Source organism: Vibrio aerogenes (assembly GCF_024346755.1).
Classification (GTDB): domain Bacteria; phylum Pseudomonadota; class Gammaproteobacteria; order Enterobacterales; family Vibrionaceae; genus Vibrio; species Vibrio aerogenes.
Window position 1 is genome coordinate 2,963,727 of record NZ_AP024861.1, and the last position, 21,207, is coordinate 2,984,933.

Annotated in this window: 18 protein-coding genes; 13 read left to right on the forward strand and 5 right to left on the reverse strand. The window is 44.1% G+C overall.

Going from position 1 to position 21,207, the window contains the following annotated elements; all coding sequences use genetic code 11:
* Positions 1-2: 2 nt before the first annotated feature.
* From OCV29_RS13060 to OCV29_RS13090, 7 genes are all read left to right on the forward strand, one after another.
* Positions 3-908: a carbohydrate ABC transporter permease gene (locus OCV29_RS13060; RefSeq protein ID WP_073605710.1), complete on the forward strand. Its 906-nt coding sequence runs from the start codon at positions 3-5 to the stop codon at positions 906-908.
* A gap of 18 nt (positions 909-926) precedes the next feature.
* Positions 927-2,078 (forward strand): ABC transporter ATP-binding protein, encoded by a 1,152-nt coding sequence (locus OCV29_RS13065; protein ID WP_073605709.1) that lies wholly within the window; start codon positions 927-929, stop codon positions 2,076-2,078.
* A gap of 22 nt (positions 2,079-2,100) precedes the next feature.
* On the forward strand, positions 2,101-3,390 hold the full coding sequence (locus OCV29_RS13070; protein ID WP_084193496.1) for an ABC transporter substrate-binding protein: 1,290 nt from the start codon (positions 2,101-2,103) through the stop codon (positions 3,388-3,390).
* A 336-nt stretch (positions 3,391-3,726) separates the two neighbouring features.
* A complete protein-coding gene (locus OCV29_RS13075) occupies positions 3,727-5,391 on the forward strand; it encodes a pectate lyase (protein WP_073605708.1) in 1,665 nt (554 codons plus the stop codon).
* A gap of 1 nt (position 5,392) precedes the next feature.
* Positions 5,393-6,880: an EmmdR/YeeO family multidrug/toxin efflux MATE transporter gene (locus OCV29_RS13080; protein WP_084193495.1), complete on the forward strand. Its 1,488-nt coding sequence runs from the start codon at positions 5,393-5,395 to the stop codon at positions 6,878-6,880.
* Positions 6,881-7,679: 799 nt separating this feature from the next.
* Entirely contained in the window at positions 7,680-8,819 is a 1,140-nt protein-coding gene (locus OCV29_RS13085) for an ABC transporter substrate-binding protein (RefSeq protein WP_073605707.1), read from the forward strand.
* A gap of 84 nt (positions 8,820-8,903) precedes the next feature.
* Positions 8,904-9,560, forward strand: a complete 657-nt coding sequence (locus tag OCV29_RS13090; protein WP_281250471.1) for an HAD-IA family hydrolase — start codon at positions 8,904-8,906, stop codon at positions 9,558-9,560.
* A 123-nt stretch (positions 9,561-9,683) separates the two neighbouring features.
* Here the strand turns inward: OCV29_RS13090 and OCV29_RS13095 are convergent, their stop codons facing one another.
* From OCV29_RS13095 to OCV29_RS13105, 3 genes are read right to left on the reverse strand one after another with little or no spacing between them, the layout of a single operon-like run.
* Positions 9,684-10,763, reverse strand: coding sequence for an ABC transporter permease (locus tag OCV29_RS13095; RefSeq protein ID WP_073605969.1), 1,080 nt, complete (start codon positions 10,761-10,763; stop codon positions 9,684-9,686).
* A gap of 14 nt (positions 10,764-10,777) precedes the next feature.
* Positions 10,778-11,704: an ABC transporter ATP-binding protein gene (locus tag OCV29_RS13100; protein ID WP_073605706.1), complete on the reverse strand. Its 927-nt coding sequence runs from the start codon at positions 11,702-11,704 to the stop codon at positions 10,778-10,780.
* Positions 11,704-12,666, reverse strand: coding sequence for an HlyD family secretion protein (locus tag OCV29_RS13105; protein WP_073605705.1), 963 nt, complete (start codon positions 12,664-12,666; stop codon positions 11,704-11,706). Before OCV29_RS13105 ends, OCV29_RS13100 begins: the two co-directional genes overlap by 1 nt.
* A gap of 535 nt (positions 12,667-13,201) precedes the next feature.
* On the opposite strand from OCV29_RS13105, the gene OCV29_RS13110 reads away from it, so the two are divergent.
* The 6 genes from OCV29_RS13110 to OCV29_RS13135 all read left to right on the forward strand — a co-directional run bounded on the left by OCV29_RS13110 (position 13,202) and on the right by OCV29_RS13135 (position 19,184).
* Positions 13,202-14,833: an ABC transporter substrate-binding protein gene (locus tag OCV29_RS13110; RefSeq protein ID WP_073605704.1), complete on the forward strand. Its 1,632-nt coding sequence runs from the start codon at positions 13,202-13,204 to the stop codon at positions 14,831-14,833.
* Between the two features lie 97 nt (positions 14,834-14,930).
* Positions 14,931-15,851, forward strand: coding sequence for an oligopeptide ABC transporter permease OppB (gene oppB, locus OCV29_RS13115; protein WP_073605703.1), 921 nt, complete (start codon positions 14,931-14,933; stop codon positions 15,849-15,851).
* Positions 15,852-15,861: 10 nt separating this feature from the next.
* Positions 15,862-16,764, forward strand: coding sequence for an oligopeptide ABC transporter permease OppC (gene oppC, locus OCV29_RS13120; protein ID WP_073605702.1), 903 nt, complete (start codon positions 15,862-15,864; stop codon positions 16,762-16,764).
* A gap of 15 nt (positions 16,765-16,779) precedes the next feature.
* Complete coding sequence (gene oppD, locus OCV29_RS13125) at positions 16,780-17,751, forward strand: ABC transporter ATP-binding protein (RefSeq protein WP_073605701.1); 972 nt, start codon at positions 16,780-16,782, stop codon at positions 17,749-17,751.
* On the forward strand, positions 17,739-18,734 hold the full coding sequence (gene oppF / locus OCV29_RS13130) for a murein tripeptide/oligopeptide ABC transporter ATP binding protein OppF (RefSeq protein WP_073605700.1): 996 nt from the start codon (positions 17,739-17,741) through the stop codon (positions 18,732-18,734). Before oppD ends, oppF begins: the two co-directional genes overlap by 13 nt.
* A gap of 141 nt (positions 18,735-18,875) precedes the next feature.
* A complete protein-coding gene (locus OCV29_RS13135) occupies positions 18,876-19,184 on the forward strand; it encodes a DUF134 domain-containing protein (protein WP_073605699.1) in 309 nt (102 codons plus the stop codon).
* Between the two features lie 44 nt (positions 19,185-19,228).
* Here the strand turns inward: OCV29_RS13135 and OCV29_RS13140 are convergent, their stop codons facing one another.
* Both OCV29_RS13140 and OCV29_RS13145 read right to left on the reverse strand, forming a co-directional pair.
* On the reverse strand, positions 19,229-19,975 hold the full coding sequence (locus tag OCV29_RS13140; RefSeq protein WP_073605698.1) for an SIMPL domain-containing protein: 747 nt from the start codon (positions 19,973-19,975) through the stop codon (positions 19,229-19,231).
* A gap of 169 nt (positions 19,976-20,144) precedes the next feature.
* The gene (locus tag OCV29_RS13145; protein ID WP_073605697.1) at positions 20,145-21,128 is read right to left on the reverse strand and encodes a lipin/Ned1/Smp2 family protein; all 984 of its coding nucleotides are present in this window, start codon (positions 21,126-21,128) and stop codon (positions 20,145-20,147) included.
* Positions 21,129-21,207: the final 79 nt, after the last annotated feature.

A 21,207-nucleotide genomic window follows, 5' to 3' on the forward strand; every position in this document is an offset into this window, starting at 1 on the left:
TCATGACTTCAACTACAGTTTCCTCAAATCAGGCTGTCATTGAGCGCAACCTGGAAAATGAACGAACAATACGCCGCGAGAAAATTAATGCTTTTGTTCGTTATACAGTTCTTCTGATTGTTGGTCTTCTGATGTTATATCCGCTTTTATGGATGTTCTCAGCTTCAATGAAGCCCAATCATGAAATATTTTCGTCCATGAGTTTAATTCCGGAACATATCAGCTGGGAAGGTTTTATCAACGGCTGGAAAACCGGAACGGAATTTACTTTCGGACACTACATCATTAACACGTTTGCCTATGTAATCCCTAAAGTCGTATTGACGGTAATTTCTTCAACAATTGTTGGTTATGCTTTTGCACGATTTGAAATTCCCTGGAAAGGATTTTGGTTTGCAACACTGGTTGCCACTATCCTGCTTCCACAGTCAGTATTATTGATTCCTCAATATCTGATGTTCCGTGAAATGGGTCTGTTAGATAGTTATCTGCCACTTTATTTGCCAATGGCATTTGCAACACAAGGCTTCTTTGTCTTCATGCTGGTTCAGTTCCTCCGGGGTGTACCAACAGATATGGAAGAAGCTGCCATGATCGACGGGTGTAACTCATTCCAGGTACTTTGGTATGTGATTGTTCCTGTGATTCGTCCTGCAATCATTTCCGTTGCATTGTTCCAGTTCATGTGGTCAGTCAATGACTTCCTCGGTCCGTTGATTTATGTCTCCAGTGTAGAGAAGTATCCAATTGCTCTTGCACTGAAAATGTCTATCGACGTCACAGAGGGCGCAAAATGGAACGAGATTCTGGCAATGGCCTCTATAGCAATTATTCCTTCAATCATGGTGTTCTTCATGTCACAGAAATATTTTGTTGAAGGTGTCACTAGCAGCGGTATTAAAGGTTAATTTTGGGGAGATAACACAATGGCTGAAGTAAAATTTAATAAACTAGAGAAAACATATTCAAACGGATTTAAAGCAGTTCACGGTATTGATTTAACCATCAACGATGGTGAGTTCCTGGTCATCGTCGGACCATCTGGCTGTGCAAAATCGACAACATTACGGATGTTAGCCGGGCTGGAAAATATCACAGGTGGTGAGATTCTGATTGGCGGGCGTGTCGTGAATAACCTGCCGCCGAAAGATCGGGGTATTGCCATGGTATTCCAGAACTACGCACTTTACCCACACATGACTGTGCGTCAAAACCTGGGCTTTGGTCTGAAGTTACAAAAGCTGCCGAAAGAAGAAATTAACCAGCGAGTCACTGATGCGGCAAAAATTCTTGAGATTGAAGAGCTGCTGGATCGTCTGCCAAGACAACTTTCCGGTGGTCAGGCACAACGGGTTGCTGTAGGACGAGCTATCGTCAAAAAACCAGAAGTCTTCCTGTTTGATGAACCACTATCCAACCTCGACGCAAAACTTCGGGCTTCAATGCGGATTCGGATTTCAGATCTGCACAAGCACCTGAAAGCAGAAAAACGTCCGGCAACAGCTGTTTATGTGACACATGACCAGACAGAAGCCATGACAATGGGTGATCGTATCTGTGTGATGAAACTTGGCGAAATTATGCAGGTTGATACTCCGGAAGAACTCTACAATAACCCGGTTAACATGTTTGTTGCAGGATTTATCGGTGCGCCTGAAATGAACATGAGTGATGTAAACCTGATCGAGGAAGATGGTGACTTAGCCATTGATATTGCCGGGCAAAAGCTGCATTTACCCGCAGATAAAGTACAAAACATCCGCAATAATGGATTCGGTAAAACCGTCTTAGGTATCCGCCCTGACAACATCACACTGTCATTAGCAGAAGAAACTCACCACGAGTCAGTACAAACGATTCAGGGTGACGTCATCCGGATGGAAAACATGGGACATGAAGTTTTTGTTTACTTTGGTATTGGACAAAATGAGTTCACGGCCCGTGTACCAATTGACGATGTGAAAGAAAAACTGAACATGGAGCTACGTAAAAATGTAACTTTCATGATCGATATGAACAAAGCGCATATTTTTGACAAAGAAACAGAAGTGAACATCTCTCTACCTATTCAAAAATAATAAATAGCTTGGAGGCTATCTCATGATTAAGAAAAGACTGTTAACAACACTCACCATGGTTGCACTCGGCACAATGACAGCGACGGCTGCTACTGCACAAACTGAGCTGCGTATGTCTTGGTGGGGGGGAAGCTCTCGTCACCAGGCAACATTAAAAGCTCTTGAAAAATTCCATGAGAAATATCCGGATATTGTCGTTAAAGGTGAATATACAGGCTGGAACGGTCACCTTTCCCGTCTGACCACTCAGGTCGCCGGGAATACAGAACCAGATGTCATGCAAACCAACTGGAACTGGCTGCCAATCTTCTCCCGGGATGGTAAAGGCTTCTATGATATGAGCCAAAAAGCGGATGTTTTGCATATCGGCAACTTCCCTAAACAGCCAATGAATATGGTTACAGTAAAAGGTAAGGTCAATGGGTTGCCAGTCAGTATTACTTCCCGTGTGTTTTACTATAACAAGGACAGCTGGGCAAAAGCTGGCGTGAAATATCCAACAACCTGGGAAGATTTCAACAAAGCTGGTCAGGCATTTAAAGCCAAGCTGGGCGATGGTTACTATCCATTGGTTGTAGAAGCTCGTGATGTTTTTGCAATTAACCGTTCTATCTTTATCCAGAAATATGGAAAGGATGTCATTAATCACAAGACAAATATGCTGAATCTGTCACCGAAAGAAATGACGGAATTCTTCCAGATTTATGTGGATATGGTGAACAATCATGTCTTTCCTTCAACCAAAGAGTTTGCTTCTTACGGTAAAGGAAACATGAACGAAATGCGTCCATGGATTGATGGTCACTTTGGTGGTCTGTATATGTGGAACACATCGATTAAAAAATATGCGGATAACCTTGAACCACCTCAGTCAATGGAGTTAGGTCCTTACCCAATGGCTCCGGGTGCAACTGATTCAGGTCTGCTGGCCCGCCCATCAATGATGTTCTCTATGGGTCGTAACACTAAGCACCCTGAAGCTGCAGCAAAACTGGTTAACTTCCTGCTGAACGATCCTGATGGTGTGGTTGCAATGGGACTGGCACGTGGTGTTCCATTGAGTTCAAGCGGTCTGGCTGCTTTGAAAAAAGCAGGAGAACTGGATGAAACAAGCTTACCATTCCAGGGCTACAAAATGGCACAATCACTGCCTCAGGTTATTCTGCCAACAGCCTACACTGATAATGCTCAGTTAATGGAACTGTTTGAAGAAGAGATGCAGCATCTGGATTATGGTCAGTCTGATGCCGCTAAATCTGCGAAAAACTTCATTCGCCGGGGTAACCGTGTACTACGCCGCATCGCTAAATAATTAGTCATGCGATAACCAACAGCACCCTCAACTGCCGGGGTGCTGTTTTATATCACTTTTTATATACCCATGACTGGCGTTACAGCCAGTGAAGATGAACACAAATTTATTCATTGAAGTCTTCAATTGCAGAAACGAAAGTCATTGCACCAACAATCTGAAATGAGACAAAAACCGATCAATATAAAAACCCAGGGTCTGTTGCCCCTGACAACAAAACAATAATTTCAGGAAAAAATAGAACCTCAATCATATAAGAAAAATATTAACTGACCATCTGTTATACCCTGCTCCCTGCACTATGTATGTTTTACGCTGAACGATCCGGAGAAAACCATGAACACACAAGCGTCTTTTCTGCCATTACTCACAGAATATTATCAACGAATTTATGCACGGGCACAGGCGAGCTCATCCCCTCTGCTTGCAGATGGTATTGATAGTTTAAATGACACCCCCGTATACTGGACCTATCCCGATGGTCAACAGGTTCCGATGAGTAATTTTGCCAGCCAGCAAAATTTTATGCGTGGATTATCAGCCATGAGTCTGATTACCGGGGACGAGCAATATCAGGCGCAGGCCAACCAGACCACGGAGTACTTCCTGACCCATTACACCGATAAAGAGAGTGGATTATTTCATTGGGGAGGGCACCGGTTTGTTCACCGGGATACAGGAAATATCGAAGGTCCGGCCAGTAAAGAATGTGTCCACGAACTCAAACACCATTTTCCTTATTACGAACTCTTACATCAGGTTGCCCCTGAAACCACCAGAAAATATCTGCAGGGATTCTGGGCAGCACATGTTCTTGACTGGCGTAAACTGGACCTCAGCCGCCATGGTGAATATGGGAAATCTTTCCCCGAAAATATATTCGGACAAACAGAACCCCAGCCAGTCGTCAACCCCAACCGTTGGCCGGAATTGCCCGAAACCATTGGCTTAACATTCGTGAATGCATCCACAGATCTGATTTATGCGGCATGTCACTACTATAAATACAGTGGGGACCAAAATGCGATCAAGTGGGCTAAACATTTATATCATCAGTTTGTTCTGGCACGACATCCAAAGACACGGATGCCGGTCTATCAGTTTTCATCACCGCTCCAGCGCGAACCAATCCCGGATGACGACCGGAACACATTCTCCTGGTTTGGTGACAGGGCAAAACGTCAGTTTGGACCAGAGTTTGGCGAAATTGCGCGCGAGGCTAATGTGTTGTTCAGAGACAGCTGGCCGGTTGTCGTTGACAACCCACTCGCTATTCTTGAATGTGCCCGTTTTCTGGCAGATGAAGAACTGACAGAATGGGCCATTGAAGGTATTAATGCCTATTTCCGTTATGCATGGGATGAATCGACCAATGAAATTATCCCGATGTGGAATAGTGGTCAGGATATGACAGGATATGTTTTCCCGAGAGATGGCTACTATGGTGATAAAGGAACCGAACTGAAACGGCAACCAACCGATCCTGCATATTTACTGACACTGGTGAGAGCCAGTGCTTTAAGTGAAAATGCAGATTTACGGACCCTGACAGCAAAAATGTTCTCCTGCTTTAAACTGGGGAAACTCGATTTACAAACACTGGAACCTGTCAGCCTCACTCCGAAAACTGAGCTTTGCTCACCTTATCTGGTATTTGCTTTACTGGAACTTGAACGCCTGACGAATAATAAGGCGCTGAGAAAACTGGCAGAACAGGTTGGTCACAATCTGGTGGAAAAACATTATCACCGCGGATATTTCCTGCCGGATTCACATCATCGTTACACCCGTCTGGATGATCCAACACCTTATGCATTAGTCGCACTGGAAGCGGCCCGTCAGGGCATTTATCACAAAATCCCTGTTGCAATATCAACCGGTGGCTATTTGCATGGCGATCAAAAGATCAACGGGGAAATTAAAGTTGTTTACGATCTTGACGTTATTTATAACCAAACCGTCAGTGATGAAGAAATTCATGCCGTAACAGAAAGGAATTAATGTGCCAGAAGACCCTCACGAATCAAACAATTCTTCTCATCCTGAGCATCAGTCTCAAACAGAGCCGGCACCCTCCCGGCTCCATTCTCTCCGTTTTCGCTACCGGCATAAAGTTCTGCTGAAACGCGACATCGCCCCCTTCGCATGGCCCATCACTATCGAACTCACCTGTGTTGTACTGATGGGAATGGTCAGCACGATCCTCGTCAGCCGGATTGGTAAAGCTGATACCGCAGCCGTCGGAGTCAGCGATAGTATTACATTTATCGTCATCTCTTTATTAAGCGCAACGGCACTCGGCGGCTCGGTTTTTATTGCTCAGAGTTTCGCCAAACATAACAGAAAACAATCAGTTCAGGGCGCTGTACACGCCATCAACCTGAATATCGTGTTCAGTTTATTTGCTTGCCTGCTAATCCATCTGTTTGCCCGGTCAATGCTTGCTGTGGTGGCGTATGGCGCAGAACATGAAGTCATTCAGCTAACTGAAATGTACTTAAAAACGATTTCATTCAGTTATCCGGCACTGGCGATTCTTTTTGCCGGAAGTGGAGTTCTGAGGGCTGTTGGTAACTCTCGTTTACCTGCTATCAGTAATATTTTGATGAATGTGTTCAATATCCTTATCAGTTATCCGCTGATTTATGGTTTCAGCGAATGGGGAATCGGAACATGGCAGGGCATGGGACTTCAGGGAGCCGGGGTTGGTATCACAATCGCCCGGTGGATTGGTGCCATGATGATTCTGACCTCTCTGGCGCGAAACCATACTTTAAATGTATCTTTTAAAGCTTATTTCCAGCCCTTTCAGCGCACGGTTTTAAAAGAGATTCTGAGTATCGGAATTCCGGCCAGTATCGAGTCGATCATGTTTAATTTCGGAAAACTGCTGACTCAAATGATGGTCGCCGGGATGGGTACCGCTGCCATGGCCGGGAATTTTATTACCTTCTCAATCACACTATTGCTTAACATTCCCGGCAATACACTGTCCATGACTTCAACAGTGCTTGTGGGTAAACGTTTGGGGCAAGACCGTCCAAAAACAGCCACGCAGGAAATGCGTCTGATTTTTTGGGTCGCAACAGGTTTACTGGCAATCATTGGTGTGCTCAGTATTCCTTTGGCGGAATCGATAGCCCGCTGTTATACCAGTGATCCGGAAGTCATCGAAGTCGTTGTCAGGCTATTGTATCTGAATGGGGCAATGCTGCCTGTATGGGCCGCTTCTTTTGTCTTGCCTTCAGCCTTTAAAGGTGCAAAAGACGTTAAATATAGTATGTATGTGGCGATTGCCAGTATGTGGGGTTGCCGGGTTGTGATTGGGTATTTACTGGGCATTATCTTTGAACTCGGTGTTTATGGTGTCTGGCTTGGGATGTTTGCTGATTGGTGGCTCCGTGGCGGGCTTTACTTCTGCCGTATGCTGAATCAAAGATGGCTGCTCAATTACCGTAAACAAAAAGCAAAAACAGCTATCCCCAAATAATCTGATAGTGCATGATTCATGTGTACAGGAATATAATCACTCTCTGGTGATGCATCACAAGCCACCAGAGAGTGTTTCACTTTAAATCATGTTTTTCATAAGAAAAAAAACAATAAACTACATATAAAAACCATGAACTTTTATTATCAGGAATACAATCAAATTCACTATGAATTTTTATTTTCAGGAATACAACCCATCTTGTTTTATTTAGTTATCACAGATATAAACCATTAATACCTGAATCATCCCTCAAATATACTCCTGTAAAATATAAAAACTGATTCAGAGGTATACTCATGACTCACTTTCCCCGAGCCACACCTTTCAACTGATACTGAGTCATCTACCTTCAGATCGTTTGGCGATCTCTGAAAACCCCACACAAGGCTATGTTTTAACGAAAAAATCACATCAATCATTCTGATAAAGTCATTCAGATAATTTGTTCAAGTACAAAACACTTATACGCTATACATCCCTTCACCCACTGAAATTTGCGATCAATGGCAAAAACTTACTTATATTTAATTGATAAAAATATATTTATATTATTTTACAGACTATTTTCCCGTTTAATGATATCGAAAAATAAAAATCATGAATATTGCTCTTTAAAATAGTTTGATATATTTTTCTGAATATCACCACACAAGTATAATAAATAAAAAGTCATAATAATTAATACGCCAGAACAACCAGAAGCAATGGGGTATAAACCATACTCTGTTAAAATAAATAAAATTTATTTTAATTTGAATAAAAAGTTCATAAACAGCGTCATAAAAGGATCACAGAGATGAGTAAAAAAAAGCAAGAATTCCAAATTAGCCGCCGGAATTTTCTGGCCTCTTCAGTTGGAGCATCTGTTGCTTTAAGTACCAGCAAAGTCTTTGGCTACAGCAACCTGATTTCAACACAAAGTGCTGAGCAGGAAACCAGAACACTGGATGAAATATATCAGGCAGCACTGGCAGAAGGCGGCAACCTGACAATCTACGCCGGCGGAGATTATGACGGGCAACAAGATTTCGTCCGTAATGCATTTAAAGCGCGTTTCCCTGATATCAATCTGAATATCGTGGTGGACTACAGTAAATATCATAACGTCAGATATGATAATCAATTCGAAACGGGCAATGTGATCCCCGATGTCGTTCAGCTTCAGCTCCTGGAAGAATTTGAACGCTGGAAATATCTGGACCGGCTTCATTGCTACAAACCTGCTGGTTTTGACAAAGTTTATCCGACTTTAAAAGATTGTGATGGTGCATGGACTGCCGCCATGATTATTGCCTTCAGTTTTGTTGTCGACAAAGATGCTCTTGGCTCAAACGCCCCGGCATCACCGGAAGTGCTGGCAAGTGGTGCATGGTCCGGCAGCATTGCCTCTGCCTATCCACATGATGATGATGCTGTCGCCTACCTGTATAAATGTTATACAGAAACTTATGGCCGGGAATGGCTGGCTGCCATGGCGGAGCAGGATATCTCGTTTAAACGTGGTTCACATACACCTGGCGTTGCCATTCGCCAAAAAGAAAAACTCGTGGGTATCGGCACGTCAGGGTCTCCTGTCACCAGTGCTGACAGCAACCTTCAATGGGTTTTACCTGAATCTGCGCCATTTATGGCCTGGGGCCAACGCGCAGCCATCGTGAAAAATGCCCGGAATATGGAAGCTGCCAAACTATATATGAACTGGATCATCTCTGAAGAGTTCCAGAGTAACAGAACATGGTCGGTACGAACCGATATCAAACCATCAAATGGTTTAGTTCCGATTTGGGATTACCCGAATGCCAATTTTGAGGGCTTCCCGGCCTTCATGCGTGACAGAGAAGAAGTTGAACTCTGGCGTCAAACATTTGCACTTTACTTTGGTGAAGTCAAAGGCGATCCGACACCGGGGTGGCTGGGTTTATACCCCGGTGCGTGAACAGCAACAAACACATAAGGGTATGCATTTATTCTCTCAACAGGTACAGTAAGTTCACTCTTTACTGATATTCCCGGAGACGATGTGAAAACCATTCCCTGCAAGGGGTGCCTGTTTGATCTTGACGGCACCCTGATTGATTCAATGGCCGCGGTTAACCGAAGCTGGTCAGCTTTAGCTCTCAGACACGGTCTGGTTCCTGATGAGGTTTTAAGTGTGATTCATGGCCGTCCGGCCAGTGAGTCAGTCGCAGAATTACTGGCCGGTAAACCGGACATCATCCAGAGTGAGATTGAATGGCTGAAGAAACAGGAAACAGAGGATACAGCAGGAATTACACCGCTGCCCGGCGCCATTTCAATGTTAAACAACCTGACAGAAAAACAGATCCCATGGGCTATCGTTACCTCCGGGAGTGAGCCGGTTGCACAGGCAAGAATTGCAGCAGCGGGAATCCCCCGGCCACAGATATTAATTACAGCTGATCAAATTAAACAGGGAAAACCCAACCCTGAACCTTATCTGTTGGGAGCTTCGCGGCTGAACCTGCAACCCGCAGAATGTCTTGTCTTTGAAGATGCGATTGCGGGCGTAAAATCGGGACTGGCCGCCCAAAGCACAGTCATCGGCTTATTAACCCATGCAACACCCGATATGCTAATGAATGTCGAATGTATTCAGGATTACCGGCAGGTGACAATTCACAAAACTGAACACGGCGCAGATATTCTGATTCAGTAAAATCCCAGAGCGTGTTTATCTTTCATAGCCTCCAGCAGGAACGGCGATGAAAGATAAACACGCTCTAGCCCAACATAATCATAGTTTGTTATCAAAGACAGCCCGGCAATGAACGGGCTGTCCTCAGTCCAGAGATTTCTTAAACCGGGCAGACGCAACTAACAGGCCAATCACCGTAAAACAGGCCATCCAAACTGCATCTTTCCACAAGTCAGCCAATGAAGCACCACGAAGGACAATACCGCGGATCATTCGCATAAAATGCGTTGCCGGTAAGACTTCGGCTATCCACTGCGCTTCTGTCGGCATGCCTTCGTAAGGAAACATAAAACCGGATAACAAAATGGATGGCAGCAAAATAAAAACGGTCATTTGCATTGCCTGTAATTGTGTACTTGCTATGGTTGAAATCACCAGTCCAAGTGTCAGGCTGGCTGAAATAAACAGCAATGTTCCCCACAAGACCTGGCTCAAAGCACCGTTCACCGGTACATCAAAAATCAGGTATCCTAATCCAAGAATAATGATGACCTGAATCAGACCGATGAAAATATAAGGGACGATTTTCGCAACCATCAGCTCAATCGAATGTACAGGTGTTGTGATCAGCAATTCAAGGTTTCCCCGTTCCCGTTCCCTGACAATTGCAGCACTGGTGAAGAGGATCATCGTCATCGTCAGAATGACACCTAACAATCCCGGAACAATATTAACTGCAGAGCGGCGGCTGGGATTGTAGTAAAGAGCGACATCAAATGTTTTCTGCTGATCTGAATTTGTAGCAACACCATCCTGCGATATTGGTACACTTTGCAGCCGCATAATCGCAGAGCTGATCATGGTATCAGAGCCATCAACAATCCACTGGCCTAAAGTTCGCTGTTGATCGACCCGGTGGGAAAGGTCTTCAGGCAAAATCAGTGCAGCCCGGACAGTTCCCTGATGAATCGCCAGCTCAGCCTCTTGTGTCGTTGCATAATACGCTTTAACATCAACAACCTGCGTGACACTGATTGTCTGAGTAATCAGGCGGCCAATCTGGCTTCCACTTTGATCAACAACAGCAACCGGCACATGCCTTACATTAGTATTGATGGCAAATCCAAACAAAAGCAGCTGAATTAAAGGGATCATCACAACCATCCCGAAAGTGATTCTGTCCCGCGAGAGTTGACGAAATTCTTTCATCATCACAGCTTTCATCCGCAATAACTGACTCACTGGCGTCCCTCCCCTGTTACAGTAACAAATACATCTTCAAGGCTGGGCCGGGCCATAGATATTTCCGCATTCAATAACTCAGAACATGATTGCCGGAGCCATGAGACAGGCTCTGTCACATCCTGATAGATCAAAACCCGAAGGCGCACACCTAACTGAGCGGCTGAACGAACCTGTGGAAAAGAAATCAGCTTCTCTTTCAGACGACGAAGTTCCGGTGCCTGCACTTCCAGCACATTGACCCCCATATCAGCCATCAGTTTTTCTGGTTCACCATCAGCCCGGATAAATCCTGAATCCATAATGGCCAGCCGGTGACAACGCTCAGCTTCATCCATATAGTGCGTCGTGACCAGAATGGTTGTCCCCTGCGCAGACAAATCAAACAACTGCTCCCAAAACTCGCGGCGGTTTTCCGGATCGACGGCAGAGGTTGGTTCATCAAGAAATAACAATTCAGGACGATGCATTGTCGCAGCAGCCAGTGAAAGTCTCTGCTTCTGCCCGCCGCTCATACCGGAAACACGCTGCTTTCTGCGTTGATCCAGTCCATATGTATGTGATTGCTCACTTACCCGGCGGTTCAGTTCATTTGTTCGCATACCGAAAATCTGCCCCATAAACTGCAAATTCTCTTCAACCGTTAAGTCATCGTATAAAGAAAACTTTTGCGTCATATATCCGATTTTCAGCCTTAGCTGCTCAGCCTCGCCTGGTATATTCAGCCCAAGAACATTCACCCGCCCGGATGTGGGGCGAAGCAATCCGGTCAGGACTCTGATCGTCGTTGATTTACCACATCCATTGGGGCCGAGAAAGCCGTAAATACAACCTTTGGGGACAGATAGATTAATGTCATCAATCGCAGTAAAGTTGCCAAACTGCTTCACAACATTTTCAGCCATAATTGCCGGTAACGTCATCACTCACGCTCCTTCCCGGTCAAATCCACCTGAACAGGTAACCCGGACGGTAAATCTGCTGCGGATTCATCCAAATCCACCTTAGCCAGATACATGAGCCTGGCTCTCTCGTCTTCTGTCAGTGCAAAGTAAGGAGTGAATGAGGCTTCATGAGCCACCCAGCGAACTGTTCCCTGATATACAACCGAACTTCCATCAACATGAACATCGACCCGCTTACCGGGAACAAACTGAATCCGGTGACGGGCCGGGACATAGATTCGTGCATAAGGAATACGATTGGCCTGAATAACTGCTAACGTACTGTTCACACTCACCCGTTCTCCGAGATAATGAGGTAATGAATCAATAATGCCATCCCGGGTCGCGACAATGGTCAGTTCCTGTAATTTTTGCGTCTGTAACGTCACTTCGGCTTTTGTTGCTGCCAGCGAAGCCTTCGCTTGCTCAATGTCTTCAATCCGGGCTCCGGCAGTCAGCTTTGCAAATGATTCTCTGGCTGAACGCAATGATGCCTGAGCGGAATCTTTCGTTGCTTGTGCCGCATCTTTTTCCGACTGACTAATGAGTTTTTTTCTGACCAGTTCTTTCTTGCGCTGATAATTTTTTTCAGCTTCCAGATAAATCGCTCTGGTCTGAAATACTTTGGCCTGTGCAGCAGCAACATCTTCCGGACGTTCACCATTAGTAAGCTTTTGCAAATAAGCTGTAGCCCTCGCTTGTTCAGCTTTTGCCTGATCTAAAACAGCTAATTGATTTCTTGTATCCAACCGGACCAGAACCTGACCTTTTTTTACGGTCTGCCCTTCTTTTACCGGCAAACTTCTGATGATTTCAGCAGCGGTTGCTTTCAGGGTTATCCGGTCACGTTCCAGCATTCCGAGCGCCAGGCTCCCGGACTCTGACCGGCATCCGGTCAGCCATATGATAAATAGCAGAGAACATAACACATATCGATTCATATAAAGCTCCCGGTATTTACAAAATTAATAATTCACAAAAATTATATGCTTGAACTGAAATATAAAAAAAGACGAATAATCAACCAATACTAATCATTTGATTAATTACCTGACTCTGCTGACTTTTAATCCGGTTTTTTTGCATTTATCAGTCACTCAGGCCAACTTGTATACCGCCAATAACCCATTGAATATTAATGCAAAAAATATGAATTAAAATTTCAAAGTGGTCTTAAAAAGGTTCAAAAACCCGTTTTTAATCACACAATAATCCTCCAATGAAATCCTTTGCATTAGAGCAGTTCAACTAACACAAGCAACAAATAAAGATTAAGAAACCACCAAGAAACAAAATATCGGAACATAACACCAATCAATGGAGTGAAAATAGTAAATTGGCCTGATAATTGTTAGTATACCGTGATCTTTTATTCGCGATTCAATAAGATTATAGTGGCATAATCATTATGCTTTATATTAATTGAGTCCGGATAACAAATTCAGGGATACAACAAATAAAAATTGGAGTTTTTAAATGCGCAAAAACAACATTTCTAAGGGGCTTCTTTTAAGCACCTGCATCTCGGCTGCGATTGCTTCTGTTTCAGTACAGGCAGCCCATGTTCCGGCAGGAACAAAACTGGCACCCGTACAGGAACTGGTGCGTGGTAACGGTTCTGAAGTCGCTTCAATTGACCCACATAAAGTTGAAGGTGTACCCGAATCTCATGTCATCAGGGATGTACTTGAAGGCCTGGTGAATTCAGATGCTGAAGGAAATATTGTTCCCGGTGTCGCCGAAAGCTGGGAAACAAAAGATAATAAAACTTTTACTTTTCATTTAAGAAAAGATGCCAAGTGGTCCAATGGCGACCCTGTCACAGCTGAAGATTTTGTATATAGTTTTGAGCGTGTTGTTGATCCTGCGACCGCTTCTCCTTATTCATGGTATATGGAAATCGCAAACATTGTGAATGCGTCCGATATCATCGCTGGAAAAAAAGATAAATCGACACTGGGTGTGAAAGCCATCGATGCCTATACATTCCAGGTCACACTGGATAAACCGACCTCTTATTTTGTTAAAATGATGGCACACACCACAGTCAAGCCTGTACATAGAGCTACGGTTGAAAAATGGGGTAGCAAGTGGACACGTCCGGAGCATTTTGTTGGCAACGGCGCCTACGTGCCAGACACATGGGTCGTCAACGAACGTTTGGTTCTCAAACGTAATCCGAAATACTGGGATAATGCACATACCGTCATTAATAAAGTCACTTTCCTGCCAATTGAAAGTCAGGTTTCAGAAATGAACCGTTTCCTTGCCGGCGAAATGGACTTTACTTATGAGATTCCGGTTGAGCACTTCAAACGTCTGAAAAAAGAACATCCTGAATCTGTTTCTGTCACGGGTAACCTCTGTAGTTATTACTATGATTTCAACAATAAACAGAAACCATTTGATGATGTTCGTGTCCGTAAAGCACTGTCTTATGCCATCGACAGAGATATCATTGCTAAGGCCATTATGGGACAGGGTGAAAAACCAGCGTATTTCTTTACACCAGAAATCATTGCAGGATTTACTCCAGTCATGCCAGCCTATGGCAAAATGACACAAAAAGAGCGGAACAAAAAAGCAAAAGAATTGCTGGCAGAAGCCGGGTATTCAAAACAGAACCCGTTGAATTTCACCTTGATTTACAACACCTCAGATAACCACAAAAAAGTCGCGACGGCGATTCAGTCCATGTGGAAACGGACTCTTGGTGTCAATATCCAGCTGGAAAACCAGGAATGGAAAACGTTCATTACCAAACGCCGTGAAGGTGACTATCAGGTTGCACGTGATGGATGGTGCGGTGACTACAACGAAGCTTCGACTTTCCTCTCTCTGATGCAATCGAACAATACTTCAAACAATGCGAAGTATAATAGTAAAGAATATGATGAAACCATGGATCAGGCCATTCTCAGTTCATCAGATGCAGAAAGAAATAAACTGTATGAGCACGCAGAAGAACTGCTGACCAGAGATATGCCAATTGCCCCGATTTATCAGTATGTAAAATCCCGCCTGCTTTCTCCACGTGTTGGCGGTTACCCATATCATAATGCCGAAGAAAAAATCTATACCAAGGATTTATATATCAAGGCAAAATAATATCCGCTTAAAACTATAATCAGATAATCAGGCGTGCATGTAATTGATACATGCACGGCCTTTTTAATCTATATTTTTCAAAAAGAAGAGTGAGTTTATGTTTAAATTCATCGCCAAAAGGATTTTGGAGGCGATTCCGACTTTGTTGGTTTTAATCACCGTATCCTTTTTTTTAATGCGTTTTGCACCCGGAAGCCCTTTTTCCAGTGAGCGCGGACTGCCGCCACAGGTCATGGCAAATATCAATGCTGAATATGGTTTGGATAAACCTGTCAGCAGCCAGTATTTCACTTATCTGACCAACATTTTACAGGGAAATTTTGGCCCTTCATTTAAATACAAAGATTACACGGTTAATGAGTTGATTGCCGGCGCATTACCAGTTTCAGCAAAAGTCGGTGCCGTCGCATTTGTATTTACAGTTTTTTTTGGTGTTGCTATCGGGACGATCTCAGCACTCAAACAAAATACCTGGATCGATTATACGGTCATGGCCACAACCATGCTGGGAATCGTGATTCCCTCATTTGTATTTGCTCCGGTCTTGATTTACGTATTTGCAATCAATCTGGAATGGTTCCCGGCCGGCGGCTGGAATGACGGCTCATTCTACTATATGACGCTTCCGGTACTGGGCATGTCCATGCTTTACATTGCGACTTTTGCCCGGATTACGCGTGGTTCAATGATTGAAACACTTAACAGTAACTTTATCCGGACTGCCCGGGCCAAAGGATTAAGCTATCGCTATATCATCATAAAGCATGCTTTGAAACCCGCTTTGTTACCTGTCGTTTCCTATATGGGCCCTGCATTTGTCGGGATTATTACCGGATCAGTCGTGATTGAAACAATTTTTGGTCTGCCGGGTATCGGTAAACTCTTCGTCAATGCTGCATTTAACCGCGACTATTCACTGGTACTCGGAATTACCATTTTAATTGGCTTCCTGTTCATTCTGTTCAATATGATTGTCGATATCCTGCTGGCTTATATCGACCCTAAAATCCGCTATTAGGGAGATAAAGATGATAGCGAAAAAAGATAATCTGGAAGCAATAGAAAAATTTGCTGATCAGCTCGAGATTGAAGGTCGCAGCCTGTGGCAGGATGCAAGAATCCGGTTTATGAAAAATAAAGCGGCCATGACAAGTTTGGTCATTCTGGTATTCATTACACTGGCTGTACTCATACTGCCACATTTTGCGCAATTTGAATTTGACGAAACAGACTGGTACGCAATGAATGCCGCACCTTCTGCAGAGCATTTATTTGGTACAGATGCTCTGGGGCGTGATCTTTACGTCAGAACATTAACCGGTGGTCAGATTTCACTCGCAGTGGGCGTGATGGGTGCCTTTGTTGCTGTGATTATAGGCACTTTATATGGGGCAACCTCTGGGTTTATCGGTGGCAGAACTGACCGGGTGATGATGCGGATTCTGGAAATTCTGTACGCCATCCCATTTATGTTTTTTGTCATTGTATTAGTGACCTTTTTCGGCCGGAATATTATGTTGATATTCGTTGCAATAGGGGCGATTTCCTGGCTGGATATGGCGCGGATCGTCCGGGGTCAGACACTCAGCCTTCGCAGCAAAGAATTCATCGAAGCTGCCCACGTTTGTGGGGTCAGTAACCGGTACATTATCACCCGTCACATCGTCCCAAATGTCTTGGGTGTCGTTGTGGTTTATGCAACCTTGCTGATTCCGAATATGATTTTGATTGAATCATTTCTATCTTTCCTTGGCTTAGGGGTTCAGGAACCGAATACCAGCTGGGGAGCATTGTTACAAGAAGGTGCAAATACAATGGATCTGGCGGTATGGCAGCTTGCTTTCCCGGCAGCATTCATGGTGGTTACCCTCTTCTGTTTCAACTATGTGGGTGACGGATTACGTGACGCACTCGACCCGAAAGACAGATAAGCACAGGAGCAAAGAATGAATCTACTCGAAGTGAAAGATCTGCGCGTTGAGTTCACCACACCCGACGGAATCGTCACCGCAGTCAATGACCTGAATTTTGCACTCAATCAGGGAGAGACACTGGGCATTGTCGGTGAGTCCGGCTCAGGTAAATCTCAGACGGTATTTGCCATGATGGGATTACTGGCAAAAAACGGAAAAATCAGTGGCAGCGCCCAGTTTGAAGGGAAAGAAATTTTAAATTTACCGGAAAAACAGCTGAACAAAATCCGTGCTTCGCAAATGTCGATGATTTTTCAGGATCCGATGACATCACTAAATCCTTATATGAAAGTCAGCGATCAGCTTACTGAGGTATTGATTAAGCATAAAGGCATCAGCAAGGCTGCCGCACTGGAAGAATCGGTTCAGATGCTCGAAGCAGTCAAAATTCCGGAAGCCCGTAAACGGGTGACGATGTATCCGCATGAATTCTCCGGTGGTATGCGCCAGCGGGTCATGATCGCAATGTCTCTTCTCTGCCGCCCGAAACTTTTAATTGCGGATGAGCCAACGACAGCACTTGATGTCACAGTTCAGGCTCAGATCATGGATCTGCTCAATGAACTGAAAAAAGAGTTTAATACAGCCATTATCATGATCACCCATGATCTTGGCGTTGTTGCTGGTTCCTGTGATAAGGTTCTGGTCATGTACGCAGGCAGAACCATGGAATATGGCAATGTTGACGATATCTTCTATCATCCGAGCCATCCTTACACTGAAGGTCTGTTAAAAGCGATTCCACGTCTGGATACCGAAGGGGAAATATTGCCAACCATTTCCGGCAACCCACCCAACCTGCTCCATCTTCCACCAGGCTGCCCGTATCAGGAACGTTGTCACCGGGCAACGGAAGACTGTACGTATAAAGCACCTTTGCTGACGCCATTTGGTGAGAATCGCCAACGGGCTTGTTTTTCTGACTGGGAGACATGGGAAAAATGAACGATAAACCACTGATTTTAGATGTAAAGTCACTCAAAGTTCACTTTCAGATTTCTTCTTCATCTGCATGGCCATGGGCGAAACCGTCAGCACTCAAAGCCGTTGATGGTGTCAATGTACAACTTTATGAAGGTGAAACCTTAGGTGTGGTTGGTGAATCCGGCTGTGGTAAATCAACATTTGCCCGCGCAATTATCGGGCTGGTTCAAGCCACTGAAGGGGAAATTCTGTGGCTTGGGCAGGATTTGACCCGGATGAAAGAAGTCCGGCGGCGGGATACCCGTAAAGAAATACAGATGATTTTCCAGGATCCACTGGCCTCCCTGAACCCGCGGATGACGATTGGTGATATCATTGCTGAACCGTTGAAAACGTTTTATCCGGAATTATCTAAAATTGAGGTAAAAGACCGGGTGAAAGAGATGATGATGCGGGTTGGTTTATTACCGAACCTGATTAACCGGTATCCCCATGAATTCTCTGGCGGACAATGCCAAAGGATCGGTATCGCAAGAGCACTGATCCTGAAGCCTAAAATGATTATCTGTGATGAACCCGTCTCGGCTCTGGATGTTTCCATTCAGGCTCAGGTAGTCAACCTGCTGAAAGAATTACAGAAAGAGCTCGGTTTAAGCCTGGTATTTATTGCACATGATTTATCCGTCGTGAAACATATCTCAGATCGGGTGATGGTGATGTACCTGGGGAATGTCGTCGAGGTTGGTGAAACAAAAGCCTTGTTTGCTAACCCGAAACATCCCTATACCAAAGCTCTTATGTCAGCAGTTCCTATTCCTGATCCAAAGCTGGAACGTGAGAAGCAAATTCAGATGCTGGAAGGCGATTTACCTTCTCCAATGAATCCGCCTTCCGGGTGCGTGTTCCGGACCCGTTGTCCGGTCGCAACAAGCAATTGTGCTCAGACAAAGCCGGTTTTAAAAGGTGAAGACATTCATTCGGCATCATGCTTGCTGATTGATTAACTCAGATCATCAGACATGAACAACGGCTTGATTGTTTGACTACAGGCAGAAGCTTAAGTGCTTCTGCCTGTTTTTTTGTTGAGTTTCTGTAAAGAATCGAGTTGAATAAATCTTCTGTGCTATCAGCTAAAAGGAATTATCATGGGGCGTCCCAAAATACCACGCACAATTTGCGGTAAGCCTGCAAGTACCTGTTTCAAACCCAATGGAAGACCAATGAGTGAACTTGCCCGGATATGGCTGGATCCTGATGAATTCGAAGCTTTACGGCTGGTCGATTATGAAAAGATGTTGCAGCAGGACGCAGCTGCAAAAATGCAGGTTTCCCGTCAAACATTAGCAAATCTTGTCAAATCCGCCCGGCAAAAAGTGACTGACTGCCTCATCAATGGGAAAGCATTAATGATGTCAGGAGAAGAACATCCCATGCATATCAATGGTGATGAATAAAAGGGCAAACGCTGTGATGGTTTACCCTGAAACATAAAACCGTACTATTTTAATTTATAAACAACATCAACCCGATCATTAAAAATAATACTTTTATCATTATATGTTGGTACAGAAGGTACTGCCGTCTTCATTGATGCCGTAAACATCCTGTTCTCCAGCATAACATTGTCATTGTTAACATTTTCTACATAGTTAATTGACCATACCCGATCTAATTCTGCTCCGAACTCACTGGCCAGCTCCAAAGCCTTTTTAGCTGCATCATCTGCGGCAAGTCTTCTGGCTTCTTCCTGATATTCTTTGTGCTTACTGGAAATCAAACGAATATTACTTAAATCCGTTGCACCTTCAATCAGCATCTGATCAAGGTACGCTCCCAGTTCATCTAACTTTTTGACAGTGACTTCAATATCACGTTCGGCCGCATAGCCTTTAAAGGTCGTATTTCCATTTTGATCTCTTCGGTGAACCGGACGAAGCCATAGCTGAGCACTGGAAACCGCTTTTCGATCAAGTCCGGCCTTTTTTAAGCTTGTCAAAATATTAGCTACTTTTTTATCTACATCCTGTTTACAGTCAATCGCTTTTTTACTTTCAGCTCTGACTTTCACTGAAAATTTTGCCCGATCGGGCGTGGCAACAACGGTTGAATATCCAGATAAAGAGATATAGGGACTTTCAGATAAATTAAAATTATCCTGAGTATTTGCCGCCGCGAAACCAGACAGACCTGAACTCAAAAATAGCAAACAAGCCTTACTTACAAATTTGGTATAGATTTTATTCATTCATCATATCCTCTTCATATTCAGTCATTGCATAGACAGCAAATTCAGTCACTACCCAAGATACAACGTTAAGTTCACCGGGTACATAAAAACAGGTATGAAACTCTCACTTCATCCAAAGTAAAGCAGCCTCCCATGGAGGCTGCAAAAAAATAACTTCGTCTTTGTTTTAAAGTGAACGGCATTGTGCGTTTGGTGTTGAGTTAACCACATCAGAGATATGAGAAAGATAATCATCCGGAATCGGCTGTGTACCGGATTCACCAGCATGTTTACCTATGATATAGGTCTCTGCTTTTGGGATACCGGCGAGTTCATATGCCTCAATATCGGTTGTTGCATTACCGTAAACCCGGATAATATCCACGCCATGACTGATTAACTGCTTAATATAGCCAGCTTTATAGTCTGCTTTACCCGTTGGCTCAAGTAACTCACCATTGGCGTCCAGGTGCATGTGAAAGACCGGAAGACCTTCTGCTGTCAGCCAGCTACGGGAACCTTTTGCTAACCAATATGGACGTGCGGTCAGATAAATAATCCGGTAGTTTTTCGCCTGATACGCTTTCACCATATCAGCCGCACCCGCATACGCCTTAGCTTTTGAAAAACCCAGATAATCACCAACAGCTTCAGAATCACTTTGTGTCAATGTGCCATCGATATCGAACAGAACCGCTTTTTCATTCTCTTGCACAACACTTAAATAACCGGTTGTCGAAGATAAATCTCCGGCAACAACCATATAAACCCGGTAATCTCCGGCTGGCCGACGACCTAAGTTTACATAGATTTTACCGTCAGAATCGGTTGTATAATCACCCAGATATTCCCAGTCAGACATACCTGTACCAAAGATATAAGCATGGATGCTCTCATCCTCCAAATCTTTATGCAGGGCAAAATCATAATCGAATTTACCGACCATTACTGCAGTATCACCTTCAGAAACCAGAACATCATGCGCCATATGATATGGTGTATAAAATTTTGATAATAAACGGTTTTTAATATGATCGAACTGAACTTTTTCAGGGGCAGGTTCCTGGGGTGAATGATTAACCGGGGAAAGATCCGGACAAACAGCCGAATATGCACTACTACAAACAACCAGTGCACATACAGAGACCACCACTAACCATAAACGTTGCATATAAACTCCAAAATTAACCTTTGTACCCTGGCAACCTGACAAACAGGCTGAGTGGGCAAATATTTTTTATAACAATTCA